21 protein-coding genes and 1 pseudogene are annotated in these 24,045 nt (G+C 72.0%); 13 read left to right on the top strand and 9 right to left on the bottom strand.

Translation table 11 applies throughout. The features are described 5' to 3' along the window. Nucleotides 1-154 precede the first annotated feature (154 nt). Complete coding sequence (locus ACIBBD_RS38030) at nucleotides 155-1,957, bottom strand: bifunctional metallophosphatase/5'-nucleotidase (protein ID WP_399424478.1); 1,803 nt, start codon at nucleotides 1,955-1,957, stop codon at nucleotides 155-157. A 227-nt stretch (nucleotides 1,958-2,184) separates the two neighbouring features. Between ACIBBD_RS38030 and mshD the strand changes: the two genes are divergently transcribed. Next, nucleotides 2,185-3,111 carry a mycothiol synthase gene (gene mshD, locus ACIBBD_RS38025; RefSeq protein ID WP_399424476.1) on the top strand — a complete coding sequence of 309 codons (927 nt, stop codon included), beginning with the start codon at nucleotides 2,185-2,187 and terminating at the stop codon, nucleotides 3,109-3,111. Nucleotides 3,112-3,545: 434 nt separating this feature from the next. Here mshD and ACIBBD_RS38020 read toward each other — a convergent pair whose 3' ends face one another. From ACIBBD_RS38020 to ACIBBD_RS38000, 5 genes are read right to left on the bottom strand one after another with little or no spacing between them, the layout of a single operon-like run. Continuing rightward, a complete protein-coding gene (locus ACIBBD_RS38020) occupies nucleotides 3,546-4,301 on the bottom strand; it encodes an ABC transporter (protein WP_399424474.1) in 756 nt (251 codons plus the stop codon). Further along, complete coding sequence (locus ACIBBD_RS38015) at nucleotides 4,289-5,839, bottom strand: ABC transporter permease (RefSeq protein WP_399424472.1); 1,551 nt, start codon at nucleotides 5,837-5,839, stop codon at nucleotides 4,289-4,291. The genes ACIBBD_RS38020 and ACIBBD_RS38015 overlap by 13 nt, the downstream gene beginning before the upstream one ends. Further along, entirely contained in the window at nucleotides 5,836-6,705 is an 870-nt protein-coding gene (locus tag ACIBBD_RS38010; RefSeq protein WP_399424471.1) for an ABC transporter ATP-binding protein, read from the bottom strand. The genes ACIBBD_RS38015 and ACIBBD_RS38010 overlap by 4 nt, the downstream gene beginning before the upstream one ends. 47 nt (nucleotides 6,706-6,752) lie before the next feature. After that, on the bottom strand, nucleotides 6,753-7,589 hold the full coding sequence (locus ACIBBD_RS38005) for a zf-HC2 domain-containing protein (protein ID WP_399424469.1): 837 nt from the start codon (nucleotides 7,587-7,589) through the stop codon (nucleotides 6,753-6,755). Next, nucleotides 7,586-8,128, bottom strand: coding sequence for an RNA polymerase sigma factor (locus tag ACIBBD_RS38000; RefSeq protein ID WP_392002825.1), 543 nt, complete (start codon nucleotides 8,126-8,128; stop codon nucleotides 7,586-7,588). The genes ACIBBD_RS38005 and ACIBBD_RS38000 overlap by 4 nt, the downstream gene beginning before the upstream one ends. Nucleotides 8,129-8,480: 352 nt before the next feature. Between ACIBBD_RS38000 and ACIBBD_RS37995 the strand changes: the two are divergent. The 11 genes and pseudogenes from ACIBBD_RS37995 to pstB all read left to right on the top strand — a co-directional run. Further along, nucleotides 8,481-8,855: pseudogene (locus ACIBBD_RS37995) on the top strand (GntR family transcriptional regulator); the annotation flags it as partial. A 113-nt stretch (nucleotides 8,856-8,968) separates the two neighbouring features. After that, nucleotides 8,969-9,859 (top strand): ABC transporter ATP-binding protein, encoded by an 891-nt coding sequence (locus ACIBBD_RS37990; RefSeq protein WP_399424467.1) that lies wholly within the window; start codon nucleotides 8,969-8,971, stop codon nucleotides 9,857-9,859. Continuing rightward, nucleotides 9,856-10,926: an ABC transporter permease gene (locus ACIBBD_RS37985; RefSeq protein WP_399424465.1), complete on the top strand. Its 1,071-nt coding sequence runs from the start codon at nucleotides 9,856-9,858 to the stop codon at nucleotides 10,924-10,926. Before ACIBBD_RS37990 ends, ACIBBD_RS37985 begins: the two co-directional genes overlap by 4 nt. Then, the gene (locus ACIBBD_RS37980; RefSeq protein ID WP_399424464.1) at nucleotides 10,923-11,921 is read left to right on the top strand and encodes a hypothetical protein; all 999 of its coding nucleotides are present in this window, start codon (nucleotides 10,923-10,925) and stop codon (nucleotides 11,919-11,921) included. The genes ACIBBD_RS37985 and ACIBBD_RS37980 overlap by 4 nt, the downstream gene beginning before the upstream one ends. A gap of 276 nt (nucleotides 11,922-12,197) precedes the next feature. Continuing rightward, nucleotides 12,198-14,573, top strand: coding sequence for an RNA degradosome polyphosphate kinase (locus tag ACIBBD_RS37975; RefSeq protein ID WP_399424462.1), 2,376 nt, complete (start codon nucleotides 12,198-12,200; stop codon nucleotides 14,571-14,573). Continuing rightward, the gene (locus ACIBBD_RS37970; protein WP_399424460.1) at nucleotides 14,554-15,840 is read left to right on the top strand and encodes a CHAD domain-containing protein; all 1,287 of its coding nucleotides are present in this window, start codon (nucleotides 14,554-14,556) and stop codon (nucleotides 15,838-15,840) included. Before ACIBBD_RS37975 ends, ACIBBD_RS37970 begins: the two co-directional genes overlap by 20 nt. Nucleotides 15,841-16,103: 263 nt before the next feature. After that, on the top strand, nucleotides 16,104-16,526 hold the full coding sequence (locus tag ACIBBD_RS37965) for an NUDIX hydrolase (protein WP_399424459.1): 423 nt from the start codon (nucleotides 16,104-16,106) through the stop codon (nucleotides 16,524-16,526). 244 nt (nucleotides 16,527-16,770) lie between these two features. Continuing rightward, entirely contained in the window at nucleotides 16,771-17,901 is a 1,131-nt protein-coding gene (gene pstS / locus ACIBBD_RS37960) for a phosphate ABC transporter substrate-binding protein PstS (RefSeq protein WP_399424458.1), read from the top strand. A gap of 135 nt (nucleotides 17,902-18,036) precedes the next feature. Further along, on the top strand, nucleotides 18,037-19,050 hold the full coding sequence (gene pstC, locus ACIBBD_RS37955) for a phosphate ABC transporter permease subunit PstC (protein WP_399424457.1): 1,014 nt from the start codon (nucleotides 18,037-18,039) through the stop codon (nucleotides 19,048-19,050). Continuing rightward, nucleotides 19,047-20,108 carry a phosphate ABC transporter permease PstA gene (gene pstA, locus ACIBBD_RS37950; RefSeq protein ID WP_399424455.1) on the top strand — a complete coding sequence of 354 codons (1,062 nt, stop codon included), beginning with the start codon at nucleotides 19,047-19,049 and terminating at the stop codon, nucleotides 20,106-20,108. The genes pstC and pstA overlap by 4 nt, the downstream gene beginning before the upstream one ends. 45 nt (nucleotides 20,109-20,153) lie before the next feature. After that, nucleotides 20,154-20,930 carry a phosphate ABC transporter ATP-binding protein PstB gene (pstB, locus tag ACIBBD_RS37945; protein ID WP_399424454.1) on the top strand — a complete coding sequence of 259 codons (777 nt, stop codon included), beginning with the start codon at nucleotides 20,154-20,156 and terminating at the stop codon, nucleotides 20,928-20,930. Between the two features lie 538 nt (nucleotides 20,931-21,468). Here pstB and ACIBBD_RS37940 read toward each other — a convergent pair. Beyond that, nucleotides 21,469-22,467 (bottom strand): anion permease, encoded by a 999-nt coding sequence (locus ACIBBD_RS37940; RefSeq protein WP_399424452.1) that lies wholly within the window; start codon nucleotides 22,465-22,467, stop codon nucleotides 21,469-21,471. 7 nt (nucleotides 22,468-22,474) lie between these two features. Continuing rightward, a complete protein-coding gene (locus tag ACIBBD_RS37935) occupies nucleotides 22,475-23,095 on the bottom strand; it encodes a DUF47 domain-containing protein (RefSeq protein ID WP_187748798.1) in 621 nt (206 codons plus the stop codon). 225 nt (nucleotides 23,096-23,320) lie between these two features. Between ACIBBD_RS37935 and ACIBBD_RS37930 the strand changes: the two genes are divergently transcribed. Further along, nucleotides 23,321-23,713, top strand: coding sequence for a metal-sensitive transcriptional regulator (locus ACIBBD_RS37930; RefSeq protein ID WP_399424450.1), 393 nt, complete (start codon nucleotides 23,321-23,323; stop codon nucleotides 23,711-23,713). A gap of 36 nt (nucleotides 23,714-23,749) precedes the next feature. Here the strand turns inward: ACIBBD_RS37930 and ACIBBD_RS37925 are convergent, their stop codons facing one another. Then, a complete protein-coding gene (locus ACIBBD_RS37925) occupies nucleotides 23,750-23,935 on the bottom strand; it encodes a hypothetical protein (RefSeq protein WP_399424449.1) in 186 nt (61 codons plus the stop codon). Between the last annotated feature and the right edge of the window lie 110 nt (nucleotides 23,936-24,045).

Below are 24,045 nucleotides of genomic sequence, written 5' to 3'. Positions count from 1 at the left end.
TTTTTTTTCTTTGTGCTGGTCGTTTTAATCTACACTCGCCGCCACGCTCTACGCGCCCTCTCCAACCTATTTTTTATGGCCCGCGGGGGGGGGGCGGGGGGGGCCCCCCCCCCGCCTCGGGAGAAACGACGTGCCGGTGAGGGCGTTGCCGGGGTTACTGCACGATCGTGATCCGGTTCGCCACCGGGGGCGCGATCGGGTCGCCGGCCGAGGAGTTGGCCGTCAGGTACTGCTCCAGCGCGGTCAGGTCGTCCGTGCCCACGAGGTCGTTGGTGCCCTGGCCCAGGGTGGTGATGCCGTCGCCGCCGCCCGCGAGGAAGCTGTTCGTCGCGACGCGGTAGGTGGCGGCCGGGTCGATGGCCGCGCCGTTCAGCTTGATGGAGTCCGTGACGACCCGGTCGGCGCCGGTCTTCGTCAGGTCCAGCGTGTACGTCAGCCCGGAGGACGGCTGGAGAATCTTCGGCGAGGCCGCGTTCGAGCCGCTCACCTGCTCCTTGAGCACCTGGATCAGCTGCGCGCCGGTGAAGTCCTGCAGGTTCACGGTGTTGGAGAACGGCTGCACGGTGAAGCCCTCGGCGTACGTCACCACGCCGTCGCCCTCACCGCCCTTGGCCGCGTAGGTCAGGCCCGCCCGGACACCACCCGGGTTCATCAGCGCGAGGTCGGTCTCCGGGTCCAGCCGCTGGCCGTACGCCAGCTGCGCGTCCGCGATCAGGTCACCCATCGGGGACTCGGTGCCCGAGTTGGGGATGTCGGCGGAGATGTAGCCGATGGCGCGGTTGCCGATGGGAGCGGCCAGCGTGTTCCACTTGCTGATCAGCTCGGTCATGTCGGGCGCCTTGGCCACGGTCCGGGTGACCACGTGGTTCGCCGACTTCACCGACGTCCGGGCGATGTCACCGGTGAAGCGGTCGTACGTCAGCGTGGTGTCCGTGTACAGGCGGCCGAACGACGCCGCCGAGGTCACCGTGCGCGGCTTGCCCGACGGGTCGTTGACGGTGCACGCGTACGCGGCGTGCGTGTGGCCCGTCACCAGCGCGTCCACCGACGGCGTGATGTTCTTCGCGATGTCGACGATCGGGCCGGAGATGCCGTCACCCGCGCCCGGCGAGTCGCAGTCGTAGTTGTACGACGTCGACGCGGGCAGACCGCCCTCGTGGATGAGCGCCACGATCGACTGCACGCCCTGGCGCTGGAGCACCTTGGCGTACTTGTTGACGGTCTCCACCTCGTCCTTGAACTTCAGGCCCTTGACGCCCTCGGCGGAGACGACGCCCGGCGTGTCCTCCAGGGTCACGCCGATGAAGCCGATCTTGACGTCCTTCTTCTTCCAGACCCAGTACGGCTTCAGGACCGGCTTGCCGGTCTTCTCGTCCAGCACGTTCGCCGCGAGGTACGGGAAGTCTGCGCCCGCGAAACCCTCGTCGGTGTAGCAGCCGTCCGTCGGGTGGCAGCCGCCGTTCTGCAGGCGGGCCAGCTCCTTGGCGCCCTCGTCGAACTCGTGGTTGCCGACGGACGTGACGTCCAGCTCCAGCTTGTTCAGCGCCTCGATGGTGGGCTCGTCGTGGAAGAGGCCGGAGATCAGCGGGGAGGCGCCGACCATGTCGCCGCCGGCCGCGGTGACGGAGTACTTGTTGCCCTCACGGGCCTGGCGCAGGTGCGTGGCGAGGTACTCCACACCGCCCGCGTCGATCGTCTTCGTCGTACCGTCCGCCTGGATCTCCGTGACCCGGCCGGACGAGCCGGACGGCGGCTCCAGGTTGCCGTGCAGGTCGTTGAAGGACAGCAGCTGCACGTCCTGGTAGCGGCTGGGCAGCGGCTTGCCGTCCTTGGCGTCCTGTGCGCCCGCGGGCAGCGCGGCGACCAGCGCGCCGGCGGTGGCCAGACCGGCGGCGGCCGCGAGCAGCCCGTACGTACGGCGTCTGCGGCTCGGATACGACTGGGAAGTGGCTGGCATGCGCCCCCCTGTGGTGTCGGCGTCCTCCGGGCCGGCCAGGCCCTGAGAGGCGTGTGAGATGAGTGGCCCCGTCGGGCCGCAGCCTAGAGTCAACGCGCGTAGCGCGACAGGGGGTTCATGGTTACATCCTGGTTTCCCTTTGCCCTCCGCCTGCCGTCGACTCCGCTGGTCCGTTCGCCTTTCCGCATGCCGCCACTTTGCGTGGCCCGCCCCTTACCCTCGTACGCATGACCAGCGACGACACCGCACGGACCCACGGCTCCCGATCCATCGAGACCTATTCCGCGCTCTCTCCCGAACAGACCGAGGCCGTCCTCGACCTGCTCGCGGAGGCCGCCCGGAACGACGGCCAGCAGGCGGTGTCCGAACAGGGCCGGCTGCAGCTGCGCGGTGGCGCCCGCGAGGGCGTCGCCCATCTGCTGCTCAGCGTGGGCGACGAACTCGTCGGCTACGCCCAGCTGGAGGACACCGACCCCGTCGAGGCCCCCGCCGCCGAACTCGTCGTCCACCCCCTGCACCGCGGGCACGGACACGGCCGCGCGCTGGGCTCGGCCCTGCTCGCCGCGTCCGGCAAGCGGCTTCGGGTCTGGGCCCACGGCGGGCACTCCGCCGCCCGGCACCTGGCGCAGGTCCTCGGGCTGACACTCTTTCGTGAACTGCGCCAGATGCGCCGGTCCCTGACCGACCTCGAACTGCCCGAGCCGGCGCTGCCCGAGGGTGTCACCGTCCGCGCCTTCGTCCCCGGCCAGGACGACGGTGCCTGGCTCGCCGTCAACGCCGCCGCCTTCGCCCACCACCCGGAACAGGGCACCCTCACCCAACGCGACCTCGACGACCGCAAGGCCGAGCCCTGGTTCGACCCCGCCGGCTTCTTCCTCGCCTTCCGCGGTGACCAGCTCGTCGGCTTCCACTGGACCAAGGTCCACGCCGAGGAACAACTCGGCGAGGTGTACGTCCTCGGCGTCGCGCCCGGCGCCCAGGGCGGCGGCCTCGGCAAGTCCCTGACCACGATCGGCCTGCGGCATCTCGCGGCGCAGGGCCTGCCCACGGCGATGCTGTACGTCGACGCGGACAACAAGGCGGCGGTGTCGGTGTACGAGCGGTTGGGCTTCCTCACGCATGAGACGGACCTGATGTACCGGACGGAGACATGAGTGTGGTTGGGGGGTGACGTCGGTCGGGGTGACGTCGGTGTTGGGGTGACGTCGGTGTTGGGGTGACGTCGGTCGGGGTGACGTCGGTCGGGGTGACGAGGTCACGTTGGCCGGGGTGACGCCGGTGTCGAGGTGACGTCGGTCGGGTCGACGCCGGTGTCGAGGTGACGTCGGTCGGGTCGACGCCGGTGTCGAGGTGACGTCGGTCGGGTCGACGCCGGTGTGGAGGTGACGTCGGTCGTGGTGACACCGGTGTCGGTGTGGACGTTGCTGAGGGCTGCCGCCCCCAGGATTCCGCTTCGGCCCTGAACGGGCCTCGTCCTCAAACGCCGGACGGGCTGGATGTCCTGACCCCGGCCACGGGGCGCCGCACGGGCTGGATCACCCGACCCCGGCCACCAGGCGCCGGACCGATGCGGTGCACCATGCCCCGGCTACGCGGCGCCGGACGGGCCGAGTCGTATCGACCGGCGTCTGAGCGGCTCCGGTGTGCACAGTGCCGTCGCCGCCGCTGTCACTCCCAGCACCACCGCCCATCTCACCTGCGTCGCCTCCCACCACGTCTCCCCGGGCGCCGCCGACAGCCCCCACCGCTCCGGCACGAGCACGACCACGGCCGCGGTGGCCGCGAGCCGGATCGCCGTCGCCTTCCCCACTGCCGCCGCGTCCGTGAAGCGGACGGCGGCCGAGGCGAGGGCGAGAGCGGCCGCGGCCATCGCCGCGGCCTCCAGGGTCGCCGGACCGAGGGGCGGGTGGTTCGGCCCGGGGACGAGCAGCAGGGCCGCCGTCCACCACAGGGCCACGAGCGGAGCGACGAGGGCCAGGCGCAGGCCGGCTCTGAGCGGCCGGCCGAGCGGAGTGGTCGCGGTCGTGTGCCGCGCGGGGTCGTCGAACAGGAAGGCCAGCCCCAGCGCCCCGCTCAACGCGACGCACCGCAGCAGCACCGCCGCCTCACCCTCCCCCGGCGTCCACCCCGCCCACCGCACCGCCCCGAGGAGCACCAGCCCCCATCCCCCTGCCGCGGCCGGCACCCGCCAGGGAAGCGCCTGCCAGAGTGCCGGGACGAGGGCCCGGAGCAGGGCGGGGCTGAGCGACGCCCGCGTGCCGGGGCGTCCCGGCGCACCGGGATCCTGGCGCCCGCCGTCGCGCGGGCCGGCCGGTCCTGAGCCGCGCTCCTCTACTCCTCGCACGATTCCGCCCCCTTCGGTGCCGCGACGCCCAGCAGCTCTGCCGCCTCCGCTGTGGACGTCTTTGGGGACGTCAGTTCCGTCCAGTGCGTCTTGACCCGGGCGGACACCTCGGCCCGAGGACGGGTCAGGAGCTCGCGGACGACCGCAGTCTGGTGTTCCGTCAGGGACAGGCCGTTCGTCGGGGCGAGGACGATTCCGGAGCCGCTGGTGCTGTCGTCCAGGCGCACGTTCCCGAAGGTGGACAAGGGGGTGGGGTCGGTGCCCAGGACGAGCCACATGATCGTCACCGGTCTGGCGCCGCACAGGCTCTGGGCCGCGTCCTCCGAGCCCGCCACGAGGACGGAGGCGACACCGACCGCGAACTCCGGGACCCGGTTGCCGCCCCAGCGGGTGCCGACGGTCACCTGGTCGGGGACGGTGGAGGGGGTCAGTGAGGTGTCGACCTCCATGCCCCCGCTCAGGTCGACGCGCTGGCGCACCGTCAGACGCGTTTCGGCGGCGGCGCCCCCCGCCGCGGACCGGACCCGGTCGACGACTCGGGCCCAGTCGTCGCGCACGCCGCTCCACTCGGGGAAGGCGCAGTACGTCGACCCGGCGTACGTGGTGCACGACTGGACCTTCTGCGGGGTCGTGGACGCCGTCTTCCGCGCCGCCTCCAGGGACGCCGTGTCGCGCGGGAGCTGGCCGATCACGCCGGCCGTGGTGGCCGCGAGGGCGAGGGCGGTCGCCGTCCGGACGGCGCGGGTGCGGCCGCCGGCGAGCAGGAGAGCCCCGCAGCTCACCAGCGCGCACAGGCCCGCCACATAGAGCGCGTGCCAGGCGGCGGGGCGGCCGAGCAGGTCGGAGGGAACCGGGTCGTCGCCGCCCTCGATGTCGGAGCCGATGACCGGGGCGAGCCGGCTCACCCACGCGCCCCCGGCCCCGGCCGCCGAGGCGATCATGATCAGCACGTAGGTGGCGACCACGAACATCAGGGGCGCGAACGAGGTGGGCACCAGCCGGGCCAGCAGCACGCCCGTGATGCCGGACAGCAGGACGGTCAGGGGGCCGACGGCCAGTTCACCGAGCGACCCGTGGCCGATCGCGCCGGGCTTCAGGGCCTCCCAGGTGAACTCGGCCGCGACGACGGCCGCGGTGAGCACCGCGAACGGCACCACGGAGAGCAGATGGGCGAGGGTGCGCCGCCAGGGGTCCATGGCGAGAACGTCGAACTGCTGGACCGTGCCGTGCTTCCGCGAGCGCAGCGCGGCCGCGTTGGTGCAGATGAGCAGGGCGAGGGCGAGCAGCAGGGGTGCCGTCTGGGTCTCGCGGTCGACCATGTGGAGGATGGGGTAGGCGTCCATGCCCTCCTGCCGCATCAGTCCCATGACGACGAGACCCACGTAGAGGACGGTGAAGACCAGCACCGGGATCTGAAGCAGCAGTTCGCGGGTCTCGAAGCGGGCCAGGGCGAGGACCGCGCCGGTGCGGCGGGCCGACCGCTCGGGGCCGGGAAGCGTGGGGGCCGGTTCCCGCAGTGGCGTGATCGTGGAGTTCATGCCGTCACCGTCCTGCTGTCGCTGTCGAGGGCGAGCAGGTAGCCGTCCTCCAGGGTGGGTTCGAGGAGAGCGGCGCCCTGCGGGGGGTCACCGATGTTGCGGAAGGTGCCGGTGCCGGTGCGCCAGCCGGCCAGGGCTCCCGGGTCGCGCTCCGCGCTGCTCCAGACCCGGCCGGCCGCGCGGGCGGTCAGCTCGGCGGGGGTGCCCTCGAAACGGACGCGCCCACGGGCCAGGACCACCACCCGGTGGCAGAGCATCGCCACGTCCTCCGTCTGGTGGGTGGACAGCAGGACTGTACGGCCCTCACCGGCCTCGGCGACCAACTCCCGGAAGCGCATGCGCTGTTCGGGGTCGAGCCCGACGGTCGGCTCGTCCAGGACGAGGAAGCCGGGGTCGCCGACGAGCGCGGCGGCCAGGGCGACGCGCTGCCGCATGCCGCCGGACAGCCGCTTGATGCGCTTGCCGCGCACGTCGGACAGGTCGACGGCCTCCAGCACGCGTCGCACTTCCCGGTGCCGGGCGCCGCGGTCGGTCAGCTCCTTCAGGATCGCCACGTAGTCGACGAAGTCGAAGGCCGTGAAGTCCGGGTGGAAGCCGGGGGTCTGCGGGAGGTAGCCGAGGGAGCGGCGCAGGGCCAGGCGGCCGGCCGCCGTGCCCGGGTCGTGGCCCAGGACCGTGAACTCGCCCCGGTCGGGCGGCACGGCCGTGGCCAGCACCCGCAACAGGGTCGTCTTGCCGGCGCCGTTGGGGCCGAGGAGGCCGGTGACGCCCCGGGTCAGCCGCAGCGAGACGCCGTCGAGGGCGTGGGTGCCGCCGTAGCGCAGGGACAGGCCGGTGGCCGTCACGGTGGTGGGCGCGGTGGTCATGGAGGGCTCCTGGAAGTCCGGTCGGCGGGCGGGGTCGGGAGGCGGTGTCATACCGCGCCCCCGTCCGGGAAGCCGCCGACGGGACGGGCGTCGAAGCGGTCACGGGTCTGGTAGAGCAGCACGGTGGCGAGGGCCGCGACCGCCGCCGAGGCGGACTGTCCGGCCGCCGTGAACGGCACGAGCGTGCCCTGGGTGTGGGCCTGGGCCACCATCAGCAGCGTCAGCCAGACGCCGCCGACCAGGGCGGGCGCGAGGGTCGACCCCAGTCGGGGAGTCAGCGCCAGGCCGGTCGCGGTGAGGGCGAGCGCGGGCAGCAGCCAGGTCAGGGCCAGCAGCCCGTACTCCGGCAGGGCGAGGGTCGCCAGGCCGTTGAACACCAGGCCGGCGGTGAGTACCGCGACCGTACGGATCATCAGCAGCCGGAAGCCGTGCAGGGGGGCGACGACGGCCATCTCGTAGGTCGGGTCGAGCGCCGGGCCGTAGGAGAGGGCGACGCCGGCGAGCGGGAGCAGCGGGGCGAGGGCGAGGAACAGGGCGGGCCGGTCCACCAGGTGGACCGTGAGGACCGTCATGACCAATAGGGAGACCACCGCCAGCAGCCAGGACCGGCGCAGCACCGGGGTCGCCGTCAGCAGCCGTGCGGTGTGGTCGGCCACGCCGAGCCGCACCAGCAGCCGCTCGGACAGGCTCGGCCGGGGCGCGTCCAGCTCGGCGTCCAGCCGCTCCCAGCCTGCGTCCAGCGCGACCGGGTCGACGGTGTCCGCGAGCCGGGCCCGGCACTGGGCGCACCCCGTGAGATGCGTGTCGGCGGACCACAGCAGGGGCGGCGCGAGCTCGCCCCGCGCGTACGCACGCAGGTCCTCTTCTGCCACGTGCCACGTCATGCCAGCGCCTCCCGCAGTTGCTTGCGGGCCCGCTGTGCCCGCGTCTTGACCGTGCCGGCGGGGATGCCGAGCAGGGCGGCCGCCTCCCGCGTGGTGAGTCCGTCGATGACGGTGGCCTGGAGGACCGCCCGCAGCTCCGGGGAGAGGCGGGTGAGCGCCCCGGCGAGGTCCCCGTGCTCCACCCCCGCGAGCACGCGGTCCTCCGCCGATGCCTCGTCGCGGTGGCGCAGCCGGGCCAGTGCCTGGCGCAGTCGTCCGCGCGCGCCGTCGCCGCGCACGGCGTCGACCAGTCGGCGGGCGCCGATGCGCCACAGCCACCCGGCCACATCGCCCTCCTCGCGATAGCGGGCGCTGCCGCGCCACACCGCGAGGAACGTCTCCTGGACGACGTCGTCGACTATCCCGGGGTCGGCGCAGCGGCTGCGCATGCGCGCGGTCAGCCACGGCGCGTACCGCCGGTACAGCTCCTCGAAGGCGTGACGGTCCCCGTCTGCCGCGATGGCCCGCAGCAGCTCCCCGTCGCTTCTCGTTTCGCTCACATCCCCTCATCGGACGAGCCCCGCCGATCGGTTCGCGATTCGCCCCACGAATTTTCCGCCGCACCTCAGGCCCGGTTCACCACCGTCTCGGCACCGGCCTCCCGCCGCACCTCAGGCCCGGTCCACCGACCCCGCCCTGGAGACCCCGCACGAGAAGGTGTCGGCCCCGCCGCGGGCCGGGTGGTCCGGGGTCTCGACACCGACCTCCCGCCCCACTCCAGGCCTGGCCCACACCTCCGGCCCGCCTCCGGCCCCCTCAGACCCCGCTCCGGTCCGCCCCGAACCCCTTGACGCACCGTCCCTCCTTCCACCACCCTTTCACTACTCAATTAGTGAAAGGGTGGTTGTCGACGTGGTCGAATACCGCATCGACCGGCACAGCGGCGTGGCCACCTACGTCCAGATCGTCCAGCAGACGAAACAGGCCCTCCGCCTCGGCATGCTGCGCCCCGGTGACAAGCTGCCCACGGCCCGCGAGGTGGTCGAGGCGACCGCCATCAACCCGAACACCGTGCTGAAGGCCTACCGCGAGCTGGAGCGCGACGGACTCGTCGAGGCCCGCCGCGGCCTCGGCACCTTCGTGCGGCGCGGGCTGAGCACCGCCCCGGCCGACTCGCCCCTGCGCACCGAGCTGGACACCTGGGCCGTGCGGGCCCGTGCGGCCGGCCTGGACCGCGACGACGTGGCCGCGCTCTTCACCGCCGTACTCGACCGCCACTTCGGCGGACACCTCGCCGATCCGGACCGGCACCGCGACCAGCACCGCGACACGCACCGCGACACGCACCCCGACCAGCACCGCGACCGGCACTCCGACCAGTACTCCCAGGGGGACCCCTCATGACCGACACCGCCATGGCGGCGACCGCGCTCGGCAAGCGATTCGGCCGGCGCGGTGGCTGGGCGCTGCGCGACTGCTCGTTCCGGCTGCCCACCGGGCGCGTCTGTGCCGTCGTCGGCCCCAACGGCGCGGGCAAGTCCACGCTGCTCGCCCTCGCCGCCGGGCTGCTGGTCCCCTCCGAGGGCACGGTCACCGTCCTCGGCACCGACCCCGCGTCGGCACGCGCGCGTGTCGGTTACGTCGCCCAGGCCAAGCCGCTGTACCCGCAGCTCACGGTCGCCGAGACGCTGCGCGTGGGCGCCGATCTCAACCCGGGCCGCTGGGACGCCGGAACCGCCGAGCGGATCGTTTCCGCGGGCGATCTCGACCCCAAGACGAAGATCCGCGCCCTCTCCGGCGGCCAGCGCACCCGCGTCGCCCTCGCCCTGGCCCTCGGCAAGCGGCCGGAGCTGCTGCTCCTGGACGAGCCGATGGCCGACCTCGACCCGCTCGCCCGGCACGAGCTGATGGGCACCCTGATGGCACAGGCGGCGCAGCACGGCACCACGATCGTGATGTCCTCGCACGTCGTCGCCGAACTGGAGGACTCCTGCGACCACCTCCTGCTGGTCGGCGGCGGCCGGATCCGGCTGGCCGGCGAGATCGACGCGCTGCTCGACGCCCACGCGCGCGTGAGCGCGCCCTCGGAGTCCGCGGACCTGACCCCGCACACCGTCGTCGAGCATCGGGTCACCGGCCGCCAGCTCACCGCGCTGCTGCGCCCGGCCGGCCCGCTCGACGACGCCTGGCGCCCCACGCGCCCGACCCTGGAGGAACTGGTCCTCGCCCACCTCCGCAACCCCCAGGCGGCCCCCCTGGTCCCCGCGACGCCCGAGGAGCCCGCCGCATGACCCGCCTCGCCACTCCCAGCCCCGAGCCCCCGAAGACCTCGGGTCCGAACGCGTCGACGACGCGGACGACACCGCGGGCCGGTGACACCACCACCCGCCGCCACCTCCGCTGGCTGCTGCGCCTGCACCGCCCGGCCCTCTTCGTCTGGGCCGCCCTCGTCGCCCTGCTCGCCCTGGCCCTGCTGTGGCTGTGGGGCCCCCTCACCGACGCCGCCGCCGAGGGCTGGCGCCAGTACGACGCCTGCCGCGACGGCGGCCCCTGCCGCTACGACCAGGACGCGATCCTGCGCTTCAAGGACGTGTACACGTACACGAACATCCCCTTGAACGTCCTCCCGTTCCTCGTGGCCGCCTGGTCGGGCGCCGCCCTCGTCGGCCGTGAGATGGAGAGCGGCACCGCCCGTCTCGCGTGGACGCAGGGCCTGTCACCGCTGCGCTGGCTGACGCTCAAGCTCGCCGCTCCCGCCGTCCTGGTCGCCGCGGGCACGAGCCTGCTGGTGCTGCTGCACCGCGTCGCCTGGTCGGCGAGCCAGGGCCGCGTCGACACCGCCAAGACCTGGTACGACAACCCGACCCTGCACGCCAACAGTCCCGTCACGGTCGCCCTCGCCCTGGCCGGCCTGGCCGCCGGCGCCCTCGCGGGCCTGCTGCTGCGCCGTACCCTGCCCGCGCTGCTGCTCGGCCTGGGCCTCACCGCCGCCCTGCGGTTCCTGGCCGATCTGGCCATGCCGCACCTGTGGCCGGCCGTCACCCGCGTCACCAGCCGCGACACCGGCTACGTGTACGACGGCGTCCAGGTCGACGCGGGGCTCGTCACCTCCACCGGCGCGCACATCGACGACCCCGGCTGCGGACCGTCGTACGTCGACGGCTGTGCCGATGTGTACGACCGGCTCGACGTCACCGGCTTCTACGTCGCCCACCACCCCGAGTCGCACTTCTGGCCCCTGCAGCTCACCACCGCCGCCCTCGTCCTGACCGTCGCCGCCGCCCTCACCCTGGCCGCGTTCCTGCTGCTCAGGCGGTCGACGGCCACCTCGCGCGTCCGCCGGGAGGCCGCCGTATGACCGCCGTCGTCGCCACCAGCACTCCCGGCAGCGGGGCCGTGGGACCGGCACCCCGCTGGGGCACCGTCCGCACCGTCCTGCGTCTGCACCGCGCCGCCCTCCTGCTGTGGGGCCTGGCCGTGCTGGGCCTGACCGGCTGGCTGGTGTGGCTCACCGAGGTCACCGCGGTCGAGGAGCGCGCGCGCATGGAGGCCTGCGACCTCGCGGGCCAGGACTGGTGCGACACGACGTTCAGCACCTTCGGCTTCGGCGCGCCCCTCGGGTGGATCGGTCTGCTGTCCGCCCACGCCTTCCTGGCCGTCGCCGCGTTCGCGGGCGGGGCGCTGATCGGCCGCGAGCTGGAGAACGGCACCGCGCGGTTCGCCTGGACCCAGGGCGTCCCGCCCACCCGCTGGCTGACCGCCGAGCTCGCCGTCCCCGCGCTCGTGGTGACCGTCGGCGCGACCCTCCTGGTTCTGGTGTACCGCTGGGTCCGGGGGGCCAACGAGGACCTCCTGATGGGCACCGGGTGGATGGAGGACCACGATTTCGTGGCCCGCGGCCCCGTCGCGGTCGCGTACGCCGTGTGCGCCGTCGCCGTGGGCGCCCTCACCGCGCTGCTGCTGCGCCGCGCCCTTCCGGCCCTCGGCGTCTCCGTCGCCGTGACCTGGCTGTTCGTCCGCGTCCTGACCGAGTACCGCTCCGCCCTGTGGCCCGCGGTGTCCCGCTCCTCGGCGACCCAGGTGCTCGATCCGCCGGATACCGCGTGGGCGTTGGAGACGGGCGCCGTGGTCCACGGCCGGCGCGTGCCGGACGTGCAGTTCTGGCAGTGCGAGGGCACGGCCGCCTTCCGCCGCGGCTGCCTGGACGACCGGGGTGTCACCGGCTTCTACACGACGTACCACCCCGAGTCCCATTTCTGGCCGCTCCAGCTCGTGGAGACCGGCATCGTCCTCGCCGTCGCCGCCCTCGCGGCCGCGGCCGCCTTCCGCGTCCTCCGCCGCCGCACGGCCTGACCCGGCCGCCCCGGCGTACGCCCCGCCTGCCCCTCCCTCCCCTCCCTCCGGAACCTCCGCCGGCGGGAGGGCCACGACCGGTGCCGGGCGGGACGACCGGCCCGTGACGGTGGCCTCCCCGCGAACACCCCACCCGGCAAGCCCGAGAGCCGCCACCCCGCCACCCCGTGCGCTCTCGCCCCGCGCCACCACCCCACCCCCGCGAGCCGCCCCGCGATATCCCACACGCCATGTCTCCGTAACCATCGGTTCAGACGACCTTGCGACGCTCGGCGAATGAAGCCCGCCGTGCCCGAGCCTTCGCCACCCCCGGAGCGCAACCGCGCAGAGGGAGACGTTGCCGCGCTCCCACCCGCACGTTCCGACGCGCCTGTCTCGGTCCCGGCGCGGAACAATGGGTTCATGAGCCAGCACACCCAGGCACAGGTCCAGCAGACCCAGGCGCAGGTCCAGCACCCCCAGCCCTCCGTGGGCTCCATAGCCGCGCACCGCCCGCACACCGTGGCCGCCGCGGTCTCCGACCTGGAACCCGACATCGATGCCGACCTCGACCTGTACGAGGAGTCGCGGCAGGACGGGCTCCAGCTGCCGCAGGGTCGTTTCCTCGACCGGGAGCGCAGCTGGCTCGCGTTCAACGAACGCGTCCTGGAGCTCGCCGAGGACCCGAACACGCCCCTCCTGGAGCGGGCGAACTTCCTCGCCATCTTCGCCAGCAACCTCGACGAGTTCTTCATGGTCCGGGTGGCCGGTCTGAAGCGCCGTATCGCCACCGGGGTGGCGACCCGCTCCGCCTCCGGTCTCCAGCCGCGCGAGGTCCTGGAGATGATCTGGGCCCGCTCCCGCGAGCTGATGGCCCGGCACGCCGCCTGTTACCACGAGGACGTCGCCCCCGCGCTCGCGGAGGAGGGCATCCACCTGGTCCGCTGGAGCGAGCTGACGGAGAAGGAGCAGGCGCGGCTCTTCACGCTCTTCCGGCACCAGATCTTCCCGGTCCTGACCCCGCTGGCGGTCGACCCGGCGCACCCGTTCCCGTACATCTCGGGTCTCTCGCTCAACCTCGCGGTCGTCGTACGCAACCCCGTCAGCGGCCACAAGCACTTCGCGCGGGTCAAGGTGCCGCCGCTGCTGTCCCGCTTCCTGGAGTGCTCCCCGGGCCGCTACGTCCCCCTCGAGGACGTCATCGCCGCCCACCTGGAGGAGCTGTTCCCGGGCATGGAGGTGCTGGAGCACCACGCCTTCCGCCTCACCCGCAACGAGGACCTCGAGGTCGAGGAGGACGACACGGAGAACCTGCTCCAGGCCCTGGAGAAGGAGCTCATGCGGCGCCGCTTCGGCCCGCCGGTGCGCCTGGAGGTCGAGGAGTCCATCGACCGCGAGGTGCTCGACCTGCTGGTGCGCGAGCTGAAGATCAGCGAGGCCGAGGTGTACCCGCTGCCGGGTCCCCTGGACCTCACCGGCCTCTTCCGCATCCACAGCCTGGACCGGCAGGAGCTGAAGTACCCCAAGTTCATCGCCGGCACCCACCGCGACCTCGCCGAGGTCGAGTCCGCGTCCCCGCCCGACATCTTCGGCGCGCTGCGCAACCGCGACGTGCTGCTGCACCACCCGTACGACAGCTTCTCCACCTCCGTCCAGGCCTTCCTGGAGCAGGCGGCCGCCGACCCGGACGTCCTCGCCATCAAGCAGACCCTGTACCGGACCTCCGGCGACTCCCCGATCGTCGACGCGCTCATCGACGCCGCCGAGTCCGGCAAGCAGGTCCTCGTCCTGGTCGAGATCAAGGCCCGCTTCGACGAGCACGCCAACATCAAGTGGGCCCGCAAGCTGGAGGAGGCCGGCTGCCACGTGGTCTACGGCCTGGTCGGCCTGAAGACCCACTGCAAGCTGTCCCTGGTGGTCCGTCAGGAGGGCGAGACGCTCCGGCGGTACAGCCACGTCGGCACCGGCAACTACCACCCGAAGACGGCCCGCCTCTACGAGGACCTCGGCGTGCTCACCGCCGACCCGCAGGTCGGCGCGGACCTCTCCGACCTCTTCAACCGGCTATCCGGCTACTCCCGCCGCGAGACCTACCGTCGGCTGCTGGTCGCCCCCAAGTCCCTGCGCGACGGCCTGGTCTCGCGGATCAACAAGGAGATCCAGCACCACCGTGCCGGCCGTCCCGCCTACGTCCGCATCAAGGTCAACTCGATGGTGGACGAGGCCGTCATCGACGCCCTCTACGGGGCGTCCCAGGCCGGCGTGCCCGTCGACGTCTGGGTGCGCGGCATCTGCGCGGTCCGCCCGGGCGTGCCCGGCCTGTCGGAGAACATCCGCGTCCGTTCGATCCTCGGCCGCTTCCTCGAGCACTCCCGGGTGTTCGCCTTCGGCAACGGCGGCGAGCCCGAGGTGTGGATCGGCAGCGCGGACATGATGCACCGCAACCTCGACCGCCGTATCGAGGCCCTGGTCAGGGTCACCGACCCGGCCCACCGGGCGGCCCTGAACCGGCTGTTGGAGACCGGCATGTCGGACACCACCGCCTCCTGGCACCTCGGCCCGGACGGCGAGTGGACCCGGCACGCCACCGACGCGGACGGCGGGCCCCTGCGCAACGTCCAGGAGATGCTCATAGACGCCCGGAGGCGCCGGCGTGGCACAGCGACACCCTGACCCGACGGCCTCCACGGCCGGGCCCGTGACGACGGGGGACGCCCTCGCGGCGTACCTCCGGGCCCAGGCCACGGAGTTCCTCCGCGCGCTGCGCCTGCACCGGGAGAGCGGTGGCGGAGCGCCGAACGGCTCGGCGCACGCGGGGGACACCGTCGACGCGGCCCGCGCCCTGCGCCGCTCGGCCCGCCGCATCAGCGGCAGCCTGCACACCTTCCGCCCCCTCCTCGACCCCGACTGGTCCGAGGAGATCCGCCCGGAACTGGCGTGGGTGTCCGGCACGCTCGCCCTGGAACACGCCTGCGAGGCCCGTCTGGAACGGCTGCTGCTGGCGCTGCACCGCTTGTCGGGTGCCCCGGCGCTGCCGGCGCAGAAGGCGCCGGAGGCGGGGGACCCGTCCCGGGCGGCCGGGGCGGGCGTGGCCGCGGCGGCGTCCGTGAGGGGCACCGGCGCGGCGGCCGGGGCGGGAGGCGCCGCTTCCGCCGGCCCGGCCGGTGGTCGTACCGCCGGGGGCACGGCGACGGTGGGCACCGGCGGCTCCGTGGCCGCGGGCGGCCGCACCGCCGGCGCGACCGCTGTCCCGGCGGTGTCCGGCCACGCCGGCACCGCCCGTCCGGCCACCCCGGACCGCGGCACCCTCACCGTGGGCGCGGCCAAGGCGGGCGCCCTGCTGGACCGCCAGCTGACCCTGGCCCGCACCCGGGCCCACTCCACCGCCCTCCAGGCGCTGGGCTCCTCCCGCTTCCACGCCGTCGCGGACAAGGTCGCCGTCCTGGCCAGCGAGGTCCCTCTCACCTCCGGCGCCGCCGGCACCGACCTGCGCCCCCTCGCGGCCGCCGCCGAGGAGCGCCTCACGGACGCCGTCGCCGCGCTGCCGCTCGTCACCGCGGGCCACCCGTACAACGCGGAGGCCCTGGTCCACGGCCTGTCCCCGGACCCGGCCCCGCACCCGCAGGACGCCCCGTGGCACCAGGTGCGCCTGCTGCTGCGGCTGCACCGCTACGCCCTGGAGGTCCTGTACGCCCCCGACACCGACCACCCCGTCCTCGACGGACGGCTGTTCTCCGCCGGCCAGGCCCTCGACCGGCACCGGGACGCCTCCGAGGCGGCGGCCGCCGCGGCCCAGGCGGCCCGTACGCCGCGCATAGCGCCCGCGACGGCGTACGCGCTCGGCGTGCTGCACGCGGACCAGCGGCACGAGGTGGAGGCGGCCCGGTACGCCTTCCAGCTCGCCTGGCAGAAACAGCCCATCGGCACGAGCACGCCGTAGCCCGGCAGCAGGAGACGGCGGCACTCCCAGGACTCCGTACAGCGGGAAGAAGCCGGCGCACCCAGGAGAAGCCCGAAGACCCGGAGGGAACCAGGAGACGCCGGAAGACCCGGAAACAACCAGGGGAAGCCGGAAGACCCGGAAGAAACCCTAGGGAGCCGGAAGAATCGCAAGGAAACGCAAGTAACCGGGGAGAACCCAAAGGAACCGGAGAAACCGGAACGACCCGGAACGACCAGTCCGCACCAGAAGGCGGTGACCCGGTGAGCACCCCCCACGACACCCCCGTCCAGGCGGCCGGATGCGTCCTGTGGCGCCGCTCGCCGGCCGACGGCGAGCTGGAGATATGCCTGGTCCACCGGCCGAAGTACGACGACTGGTCGCATCCCAAGGGGAAGCTGAAGCGCGGCGAGGACCCGCTGGCCGGCGCGGTGCGCGAGGTGGCCGAGGAGACGGGCTACACGCCCCTTCCGGGCGCTGTGCTGCCCACGGTCCGCTACTGCGCGCAAGGGCGCCCCAAGGAGGTCCGCTACTGGGCGGCCGAGGCCGTCTCCGGCGACTTCACGCCGAACGACGAGGTGGACCGGGTGCTGTGGCTGCCCCCGAGGGCCGCCCGTGAGCGGCTCACCCAGCCGAGGGACCGCTCCCTGGTGGACGCTCTGCTGCACACCCCGCACCCGGCGTGATCCGCCATCACGTGCCGTCGCTCCGGAATCACGCCGTGTCCTCGACGTGAGCGTTCCGTGACCTAACCGCACCGTCCACAGGGGTTCACCTCGCGTTCATTCGCGCCCGTAGGCGGCTTCACCTGATCTGCCTAATTTCGGCCTTACGCGGTGCGGCGCGCGACCTGAAGGACGCGCTCGCGCCACCCAGACTTCGCACGCCGCCGGATTCAGGACGGCGGCTCCTGGAAGGAATCTCCCTCAAGTGAAGCTTCAGCGCATGAACCGGCGGGCCCTCACCCTCGGTGCTCTCGCCGTCTCCGGCGCCCTGGCCCTCACGGCGTGCGGCTCCGACGACACCGGTTCGGGCAACGGTGACAGCACCTCCTCCGCCACCGCCGCGGCCGGCTCCATCAAGTGTGACGACGCCAAGGGCCAGCTGCTCGCCGACGGGTCGTCCGCGCAGAAGAACGCGATCGACGCCTGGGTCAAGAACTTCACGCAGGCCTGCAACGGGGTGCAGGTCAACTACAAGGGCTCCGGCTCGGGCGCCGGTGTCACCGCGTTCACGCAGGGCCAGGTCGCCTTCGCCGGTTCCGACTCCGCGCTGAAGCCCGAAGAGGTCACCGCCTCCAAGCAGGTCTGCTCCGGCGGCCAGGGCATCGACCTGCCGATGGTCGGCGGTCCGATCGCCGTCGCCTACAACGTCTCCGGCGTGGACAACCTCGTCCTGGACGCCCCGACGATCGCCAAGATCTTCAACGGCAAGATCACCAACTGGAACGACGCGGCGATCAAGAAGCTCAACCCCGACGCGAAGCTGCCCGACCTGAAGATCCAGCCGTACCACCGCTCGGACGAGTCCGGCACCACGGACAACTTCACCAAGTACCTGATCGCCACCGCCAAGAGCGACTGGCCCTACTCCGGCGGCAAGGCCTGGCAGGCCAAGGGTGGCCAGTCCGCGTCCGGCTCCTCCGGTGTCGCCCAGGGCGTGAAGCAGACCAACGGCGCCATCGGCTACATGGAGCTGTCGTACGCCAAGGACGGTCTGGGCACGGTCGCCATCGACACCGGCGCCTCCACCCCGGTGAAGGCCTCCTCCGACGGCGCCACCAAGGCCATCGCGGACGCCCAGGTCGTCGGCACCGGCCAGGACCTGGCGCTGAAGATCAACTACGGCACCAAGGCCGACGGCGCCTACCCGATCACCCTGGTGACGTACGAGATCGTCTGCGACAAGGGCAACAAGGCCGACACCCTGCCCGCCACCAAGGCGTTCCTGCGCTACATCGCCAGCGCGGAGGGCCAGGGCATCCTCTCCGGCATCGACTACGCGCCGATCCCCGACGCCATCATCGCCAAGGTCCGCACCACCATCGAGGGCCTGAGCTGATCTGAAGGTGCGGTCCGGCGCCGGGAAGCCCGGCCCGGGCCGCACCGTCCGGTGCACCGCCGCCAGGGGCCGCCCGCACACCCGGCCCCGCCCGGGTCGCTCACGCGCGAGCGGCTCCGCAGACCGGAGAACCTCATGGACATTTCGACGCAGAAGCCAACAGACGCCGTCCCTCCCCCCGTGGCTCCGCCGACGCCGGCCGAGCAGAAGCGCGCCGCCCGCGGCGCCACCCGACCCGGTGACCGGATCTTTCTCGGTCTCTCCCGCGGGTCGGGCATCCTGCTGCTGGTGATCATGGCCGCGATAGCGGTCTTCCTCACCTACCGCGCGACCCTCGCCATCAGCAAGGACGAGGCGAACTTCCTCACCGCCTTCGAGTGGAACACCAACCTCGTTCCGCCGAAGTTCGGCATCGCCGTCCTCGCCTTCGGCACGGTCGTCTCCTCGGTCATCGCCATGGCCATCGCCGTCCCGATCGCGGTCGCCATCGCCCTGTTCCTCACCCACTACGCCCCGCGCCGGCTGCGCGGCCCCATCGCGTACGTGATCGACCTGCTCGCCGCCGTCCCGTCCATCGTGTACGGCCTGTGGGGCGCCCTGATCCTCGTACCGCAGCTCGACGGGCTGTTCGGCTGGCTCAACGAGTACCTCGGCTGGACCGGGATCTTCTCCTGGGACGAGGGCGCCCCGCGCTCGATGCTCACGGTCGGCATCCTCCTCGCGATCATGATCCTGCCGATCATCACCAACGTCAGCCGCGAGGTCTTCCGCCAGGTCCCGCAGATGCACGAGGAAGCGGCCCTGGCGCTGGGCGCCACCCGCTGGGAAGTCGTCCGCATGTCGGTCCTGCCCTTCGGCCGCTCCGGCGTGATCTCCGCGTCGATGCTCGGCCTCGGCCGCGCGCTGGGCGAGACGATGGCGGTGGCCACGGTCCTGTCCCCGGACTTCGACATCCACGCCAGCCTGCTCAACCCGGGCGGCGGCACCTTCGCCCAGAACATCGCCAGCAAGTTCAACGAGGCGACCGAGTTCGGCCGGGACGCGCTCATCGCCTCCGGTCTGGTCCTGTTCGTCATCACCCTGCTGGTCAACGGCGCGGCCCGCGCGATCATCGCCCGCCGCAAGGAGTACTCGGGGGCCAACGCATGAGCCACGCCGTCGTCACCGCCAAGCGCCCCAGCAGCCTGCGCGGCGCCAGCCTGCCCAAGTGGAGCCCCTGGGCCATCGCGGCCGGCTCCGTCGCCGTCGCCATCGCCATCGGCCTCGCCGCCGGCCTGCACAGCCGCATCCAGTGGGGCCTGATCGCCGGTGTCCTGTTCGTCCTCGGCACCTACGGCATCGCCGCCCGCGTCGAGGGCCGCCGCCAGGCGAAGGACCGCGTCGCCACGGCCCTGGTCTGGGTCGCCTTCCTGATCGCGCTCATACCGCTGGCCTCGCTGATCTGGGCGACGGTCCAGCGCGGCGTGAAGGTCCTGGACGTCTACTTCCTGACCCACTCCATGGGCGTCGTCGCCGACTCCGAGCCGGGCGGTGGCATCTACCACGCCATCCTCGGCAGCCTGGAGCAGGTCGGCCTCGCCACCCTGATGGGCGCCCCGATCGGCATCCTCACCGCGATCTACCTGGTGGAGTACGGCCGGGGCAACCTCGCCCGCGCGGTCACCTTCTTCGTGGACGTCATGACGGGCATCCCGTCCATCGTGGCCGGCCTGTTCATCCTCAGCCTCATGCTGATGTTCGACATGCAGCCCTTCGGCTTCGCCGGTTCGCTGGCCCTGGCGATCCTGATGATGCCGGTGGTCGTTCGCTCGACCGAGGAAATGCTCAAGCTCGTCCCGAACGAGCTGCGCGAAGCCTCTCTCGCCCTCGGCGTCCCGAAGTGGCGGACGATCCTGAAGGTGGTCGTCCCGACCTCCGTCGGCGGCATCATCACGGGCGTCATGCTCGCGGTGGCCCGTATCGCCGGCGAGACGGCCCCCGTCCTGCTCCTCGTCTTCGGCAACCCGTTCATCAACGCGAACCCCTTCGAGGGCGCGCAGGCGTCACTGCCGCTGTACATCTACCAGCAGTACGCGCAGAGCGCGGGTTCGGAAGCCGCCTACGACCGTGCCTGGGCGGCCTCGCTCACACTGATCGCCTTCGTGATGATCCTCAACCTGCTGGCCCGCGGCATCGCCCGCTGGAAGGCCCCGAAGACCGGTCGCTGACGCGGCCATCAGCGACCGACCGATCCGGAAGAGAAGTAGAGACACATGGCCAAGCGAATCGACGTAAGCGGACTGACCGCGTACTACGGCTCCCACAAGGCGATCGAGGACATCTCGATGACGGTCGAGCCGCGCTCGGTGACGGCGTTCATCGGGCCGTCCGGCTGCGGCAAGTCGACGTTCCTGCGCACCCTGAACCGCATGCACGAGGTCACCTCCGGCGGACGGGTCGAGGGCAAGGTCCTCCTGGACGACGAGGACCTGTACGGCCACGGCATCGACCCGGTGTCCGTCCGCCGCGAGGTCGGCATGGTCTTCCAGCGCCCGAACCCGTTCCCCACGATGTCGATCTTCGACAACGTGGCCGCGGGCCTGCGTCTGAACGGCAACTACAAGAAGAGCGAACTGCAGGACATCGTCGAGAAGTCCCTCAAGGGCGCGAACCTCTGGAACGAGGTCAAGGACCGCCTCAACAAGCCCGGCTCGGGCCTCTCGGGCGGCCAGCAGCAGCGCCTGTGCATCGCGCGGGCGATCGCGGTCGAACCGAACGTCCTCCTCATGGACGAGCCCTGCTCGGCCCTGGACCCCATCTCGACGCTGGCCATCGAGGACCTGATCGGCGAGCTGAAGGAACGCTTCACGATCGTCATCGTCACGCACAACATGCAGCAGGCCGCCCGCGTCTCCGACCGCACCGCGTTCTTCAACCTCGCGGCGGTCGGCCAGCCCGGCAGGCTGATCGAGATCGACGACACGGAGCGCATCTTCTCCAACCCGTCCGTCCAGGCCACGGAGGACTACATCTCCGGCCGCTTCGGCTGAGCCGCACCCCACCCGACCCCTCGCGGTGCTGCATGGCGGTGCCACCGCGGGGCCACAAGGGCCCGCCCCCTGACCAGGGGGCGGGCCTGTGGTGTCGGTGGCGGGGGAGACCGCGAGGAGAGGACGGGTCGAAGCCCCACAAGCGACCCAGGGTCGAAGCCCCACCCGAGGCGCACGGGCCGAGTCCCCACCACGGCCCGGGGTCGAAGCCCCGCAAACGGCGCAGGGGGCACGCCCCGCCCGGGTCCACGGGCGAAGCCCCCGAGGCGCGCCCCCTCAACCGACCGAGACGGTGGGCAGGGAACCTGGGGTGCTGGGGGCGAAGCCCCGTGAGGGGTGCAGCGGGCCACGCCACCGAGGGCGAGGGGCAAAGCCCGTGCGGTCGTCGAAGGCCGGGACGTGGACGGTGGTGCCCCCGCAAGAGGGGCGCGGGACGCACATCCAGCTCGGGGGCACGGGAGAAGCCCCGGGCCACCCTCAACCCACCGAGACGGGCAGGCGGGTGGGCGAGGGTGCGCCCCGCCAACGCCCCCACCCCCTACAGGAACGCCAGGTTCACGATCCAGAACGCGCACGCCGCCACCGTCGCCGCCGCCGGCATCGTGATGAACCACCCCAGCACGATGTTCTTGGCGACCCCCCACCGCACGGCGTTGATCCGCTTCGTCGCCCCGACGCCCATGATGGCCGAGGTGATCACATGCGTCGTGGAGATCGGCGCCTTGAACAGGAAGGCCGTCGTGAACATGATCGACGCCCCCGTCGTCTCCGCCGCGAACCCCTGCGGCGGATCGAGCTCGATGATCTTCCGCCCGAGCGTACGCATGATGCGCCACCCACCCGCGTACGTCCCCAGCGACAGCATCACCGCGCACACGATCTTGACCCACACCGGGATCGGATCGCCGTAGTCCTCGACGTCGGCGATGACCAGGGCCATCACCACGATGCCCATCGTCTTCTGCGCGTCCTGCAGACCGTGCCCCAGCGCCATCCCGGCCGCGGACACCGTCTGCGCGATCCGGAACCCCCGCTTGGCCTTGTGCGGATTGGCCCGCCGGAAGATCCACAGGATCGCGGTCATCACCAGGTAGCCGACCAGCAGACCCACCACCGGCGAGACGAACATCGGGATGACGACCTTCTCCAGCACCCCGTGCCAGTAGACGGTGGTCCCCCCGGCGAGCGCCGCCCCGACCATGCCGCCGAAGAGGGCGTGCGAGGACGAGGACGGCAGCCCGAAGTACCAGGTGACGAGGTTCCACGTGATCGCGCCGACCAGCGCCGCGAAGAGGATCCCCATCCCCGTCGACCCCTCGGGTGTCTGGATGAGCCCCTCACTGACGGTCTTGGCGACCCCGGAGCCGAGGAAGGCACCGGCGAGGTTCATCACCGCGGCCATCGCCAGCGCCGCCCGAGGCGTCAGCGCCCGCGTCGACACGGACGTCGCGATCGCGTTGGCCGAGTCGTGGAAGCCGTTCGTGTACGTGAAGAAGAGCGCGACCAGGATGGTCGCGACCAGAGCGAAGGTGTCCATGAGGAGGTCAGGACTCCTTGACCGCGATGGTCTCCACCGTGTTCGCCACGTGCTCGAACGCGTCCGCGGCCTCCTCCAGCACGTCCACGATCTGCTTGAGCTTCAGCACCTCGATCGCGTCGTACTTGCCGTTGAAGAGGTGGGCGAGCAGCTTGCGGTGGATCTGGTCCGCCTGGTTCTCCAGCCGGTTGACCTCGATCCAGTACTCGGTGAGGTTCTCCATGGTCCGCAGGTTCGGCATGGCCTCGGCCGTCAGCTCCGCCGCCCGCGCCAGCACCTCGATCTGCTGCTCGACGCCCTTGGGCAGTTCCTCGACGTTGTAGAGGACGACGAGGTCGACGGCCTCCTCCATGAAGTCCATGATGTCGTCGAGGGACGAGGCGAGGGAGTAGATGTCCTCGCGGTCGAACGGCGTGATGAACGAGGAGTTCAGCTGGTGGAAGATCGCATGCGTGGCGTCGTCACCGGCGTGTTCCGCGGCCCGCATACGCTCTGCGATCTCGGCCCGGCCGGCGGTGTCCGCCCCGAGCAGTTCCATGAGGAGTTTCGAGCCGGTGACGATGTTGTCCGCGGACGCGGCGAACATGTCGTAGAAGCTCGTCTCCCTGGGGGTCAGACGAAAGCGCACTTGGGGTCCTCAGGATGCATCGGTTTCGGTCAGGCTGATGCTAGGCGCATCATCCGGCCACGGCTAATGGGCCGTCCCCCAGTGTCGCCCATCGGGTGGGGCTACCGGCAGCGGGGCCAGCGGGTGGTCCAGTCCACAGGCCTCGCGAAGCGGCTCCCTGAAGCCCTCATACCCGCCAAAGTTCGGTACAATATACCCACTAGGGGTATATGTCTGGAGGACGCGATGACCACCACCGAGGCCGGCGCGGGAGCGCCCTCCGCCGCACCCGGGGCAGCAGCCGTACCCACGGCGGCCGCCCCGGCGGCTCCCGAAGCCGCACCGGCCCATCCGGCCGTGCACGGGTACCACAAGCAGAAGGACGAACACCTCAAGCGCCTGCGCCGCATCGAGGGCCAGATCCGCGGCCTGCAGCGGATGGTCGACGAGGACACCTACTGCATCGACATACTCACCCAGGTGTCCGCCTCCACCAAGGCCCTGCAGTCCTTCGCGCTGCAGCTGCTGGAGGAGCACCTGCGCCACTGCGTCGCCGACGCGGCCCTCAAGGGCGGCGACGAGATCGACGCGAAGGTGGAGGAGGCCACGAAGGCGATCGGCCGCCTGCTGCGCACCTGACCCCGCACACGGGGCCCGCGGGACTCAGCCGTCGGCTCAGCCACCGACTCGGCCGCCGGAGGCGTCCCGCTCCTCCGCGACTCTCAGCACCTCGTCGATGCTGGCCAGACTGAGCCGCTCCTCCGCCGCCGAAGCCGCGATGATCAGCTCTCCGCACAGCTCGATCTCGGCGAGGGCCACGTGGTCCTGAACCGCCGTACCGCCGACCCGAGCCACGCGCATCACCTCGTCTCTGCCGTCACCGGCTTCCTAGAGTAGGGAGCGGCGTACATACCGCGCATGGCACGGACGGGCTAGTCCTTGCCCGCCCGGTGGCCGGATCCGTCCGTCCC

The organism is Streptomyces sp. NPDC051315 (genome assembly GCF_044455165.1).
In the GTDB taxonomy this organism is placed as follows: Bacteria; Actinomycetota; Actinomycetes; order Streptomycetales; family Streptomycetaceae; genus Streptomyces.
The sequence above is the reverse complement of the archived record's forward strand: the minus strand, read 5'-3'. Positions and strand labels throughout refer to the sequence as shown.

Coding starts and splice junctions, on each gene's coding strand:
- ACIBBD_RS38030 (WP_399424478.1), bottom strand. CDS start 1,957: ATGCCAGCCACTTCCCAGTCGTATCCGAGCCGCAGACGCCGTACGTAC.
- mshD (WP_399424476.1), top strand. CDS start 2,185: ATGACCAGCGACGACACCGCACGGACCCACGGCTCCCGATCCATCGAG.
- ACIBBD_RS38015 (WP_399424472.1), bottom strand. CDS start 5,839: ATGAACTCCACGATCACGCCACTGCGGGAACCGGCCCCCACGCTTCCC.
- ACIBBD_RS38010 (WP_399424471.1), bottom strand. CDS start 6,705: ATGACCACCGCGCCCACCACCGTGACGGCCACCGGCCTGTCCCTGCGC.
- ACIBBD_RS38005 (WP_399424469.1), bottom strand. CDS start 7,589: ATGACGTGGCACGTGGCAGAAGAGGACCTGCGTGCGTACGCGCGGGGC.
- ACIBBD_RS37990 (WP_399424467.1), top strand. CDS start 8,969: ATGACCGACACCGCCATGGCGGCGACCGCGCTCGGCAAGCGATTCGGC.
- ACIBBD_RS37985 (WP_399424465.1), top strand. CDS start 9,856: ATGACCCGCCTCGCCACTCCCAGCCCCGAGCCCCCGAAGACCTCGGGT.
- ACIBBD_RS37980 (WP_399424464.1), top strand. CDS start 10,923: ATGACCGCCGTCGTCGCCACCAGCACTCCCGGCAGCGGGGCCGTGGGA.
- ACIBBD_RS37975 (WP_399424462.1), top strand. CDS start 12,198: ATGAAGCCCGCCGTGCCCGAGCCTTCGCCACCCCCGGAGCGCAACCGC.
- pstC (WP_399424457.1), top strand. CDS start 18,037: ATGGACATTTCGACGCAGAAGCCAACAGACGCCGTCCCTCCCCCCGTG.
- pstA (WP_399424455.1), top strand. CDS start 19,047: ATGAGCCACGCCGTCGTCACCGCCAAGCGCCCCAGCAGCCTGCGCGGC.
- pstB (WP_399424454.1), top strand. CDS start 20,154: ATGGCCAAGCGAATCGACGTAAGCGGACTGACCGCGTACTACGGCTCC.
- ACIBBD_RS37940 (WP_399424452.1), bottom strand. CDS start 22,467: ATGGACACCTTCGCTCTGGTCGCGACCATCCTGGTCGCGCTCTTCTTC.
- ACIBBD_RS37930 (WP_399424450.1), top strand. CDS start 23,321: ATGACCACCACCGAGGCCGGCGCGGGAGCGCCCTCCGCCGCACCCGGG.
- ACIBBD_RS37925 (WP_399424449.1), bottom strand. CDS start 23,935: ATGCGCGTGGCTCGGGTCGGCGGTACGGCGGTTCAGGACCACGTGGCC.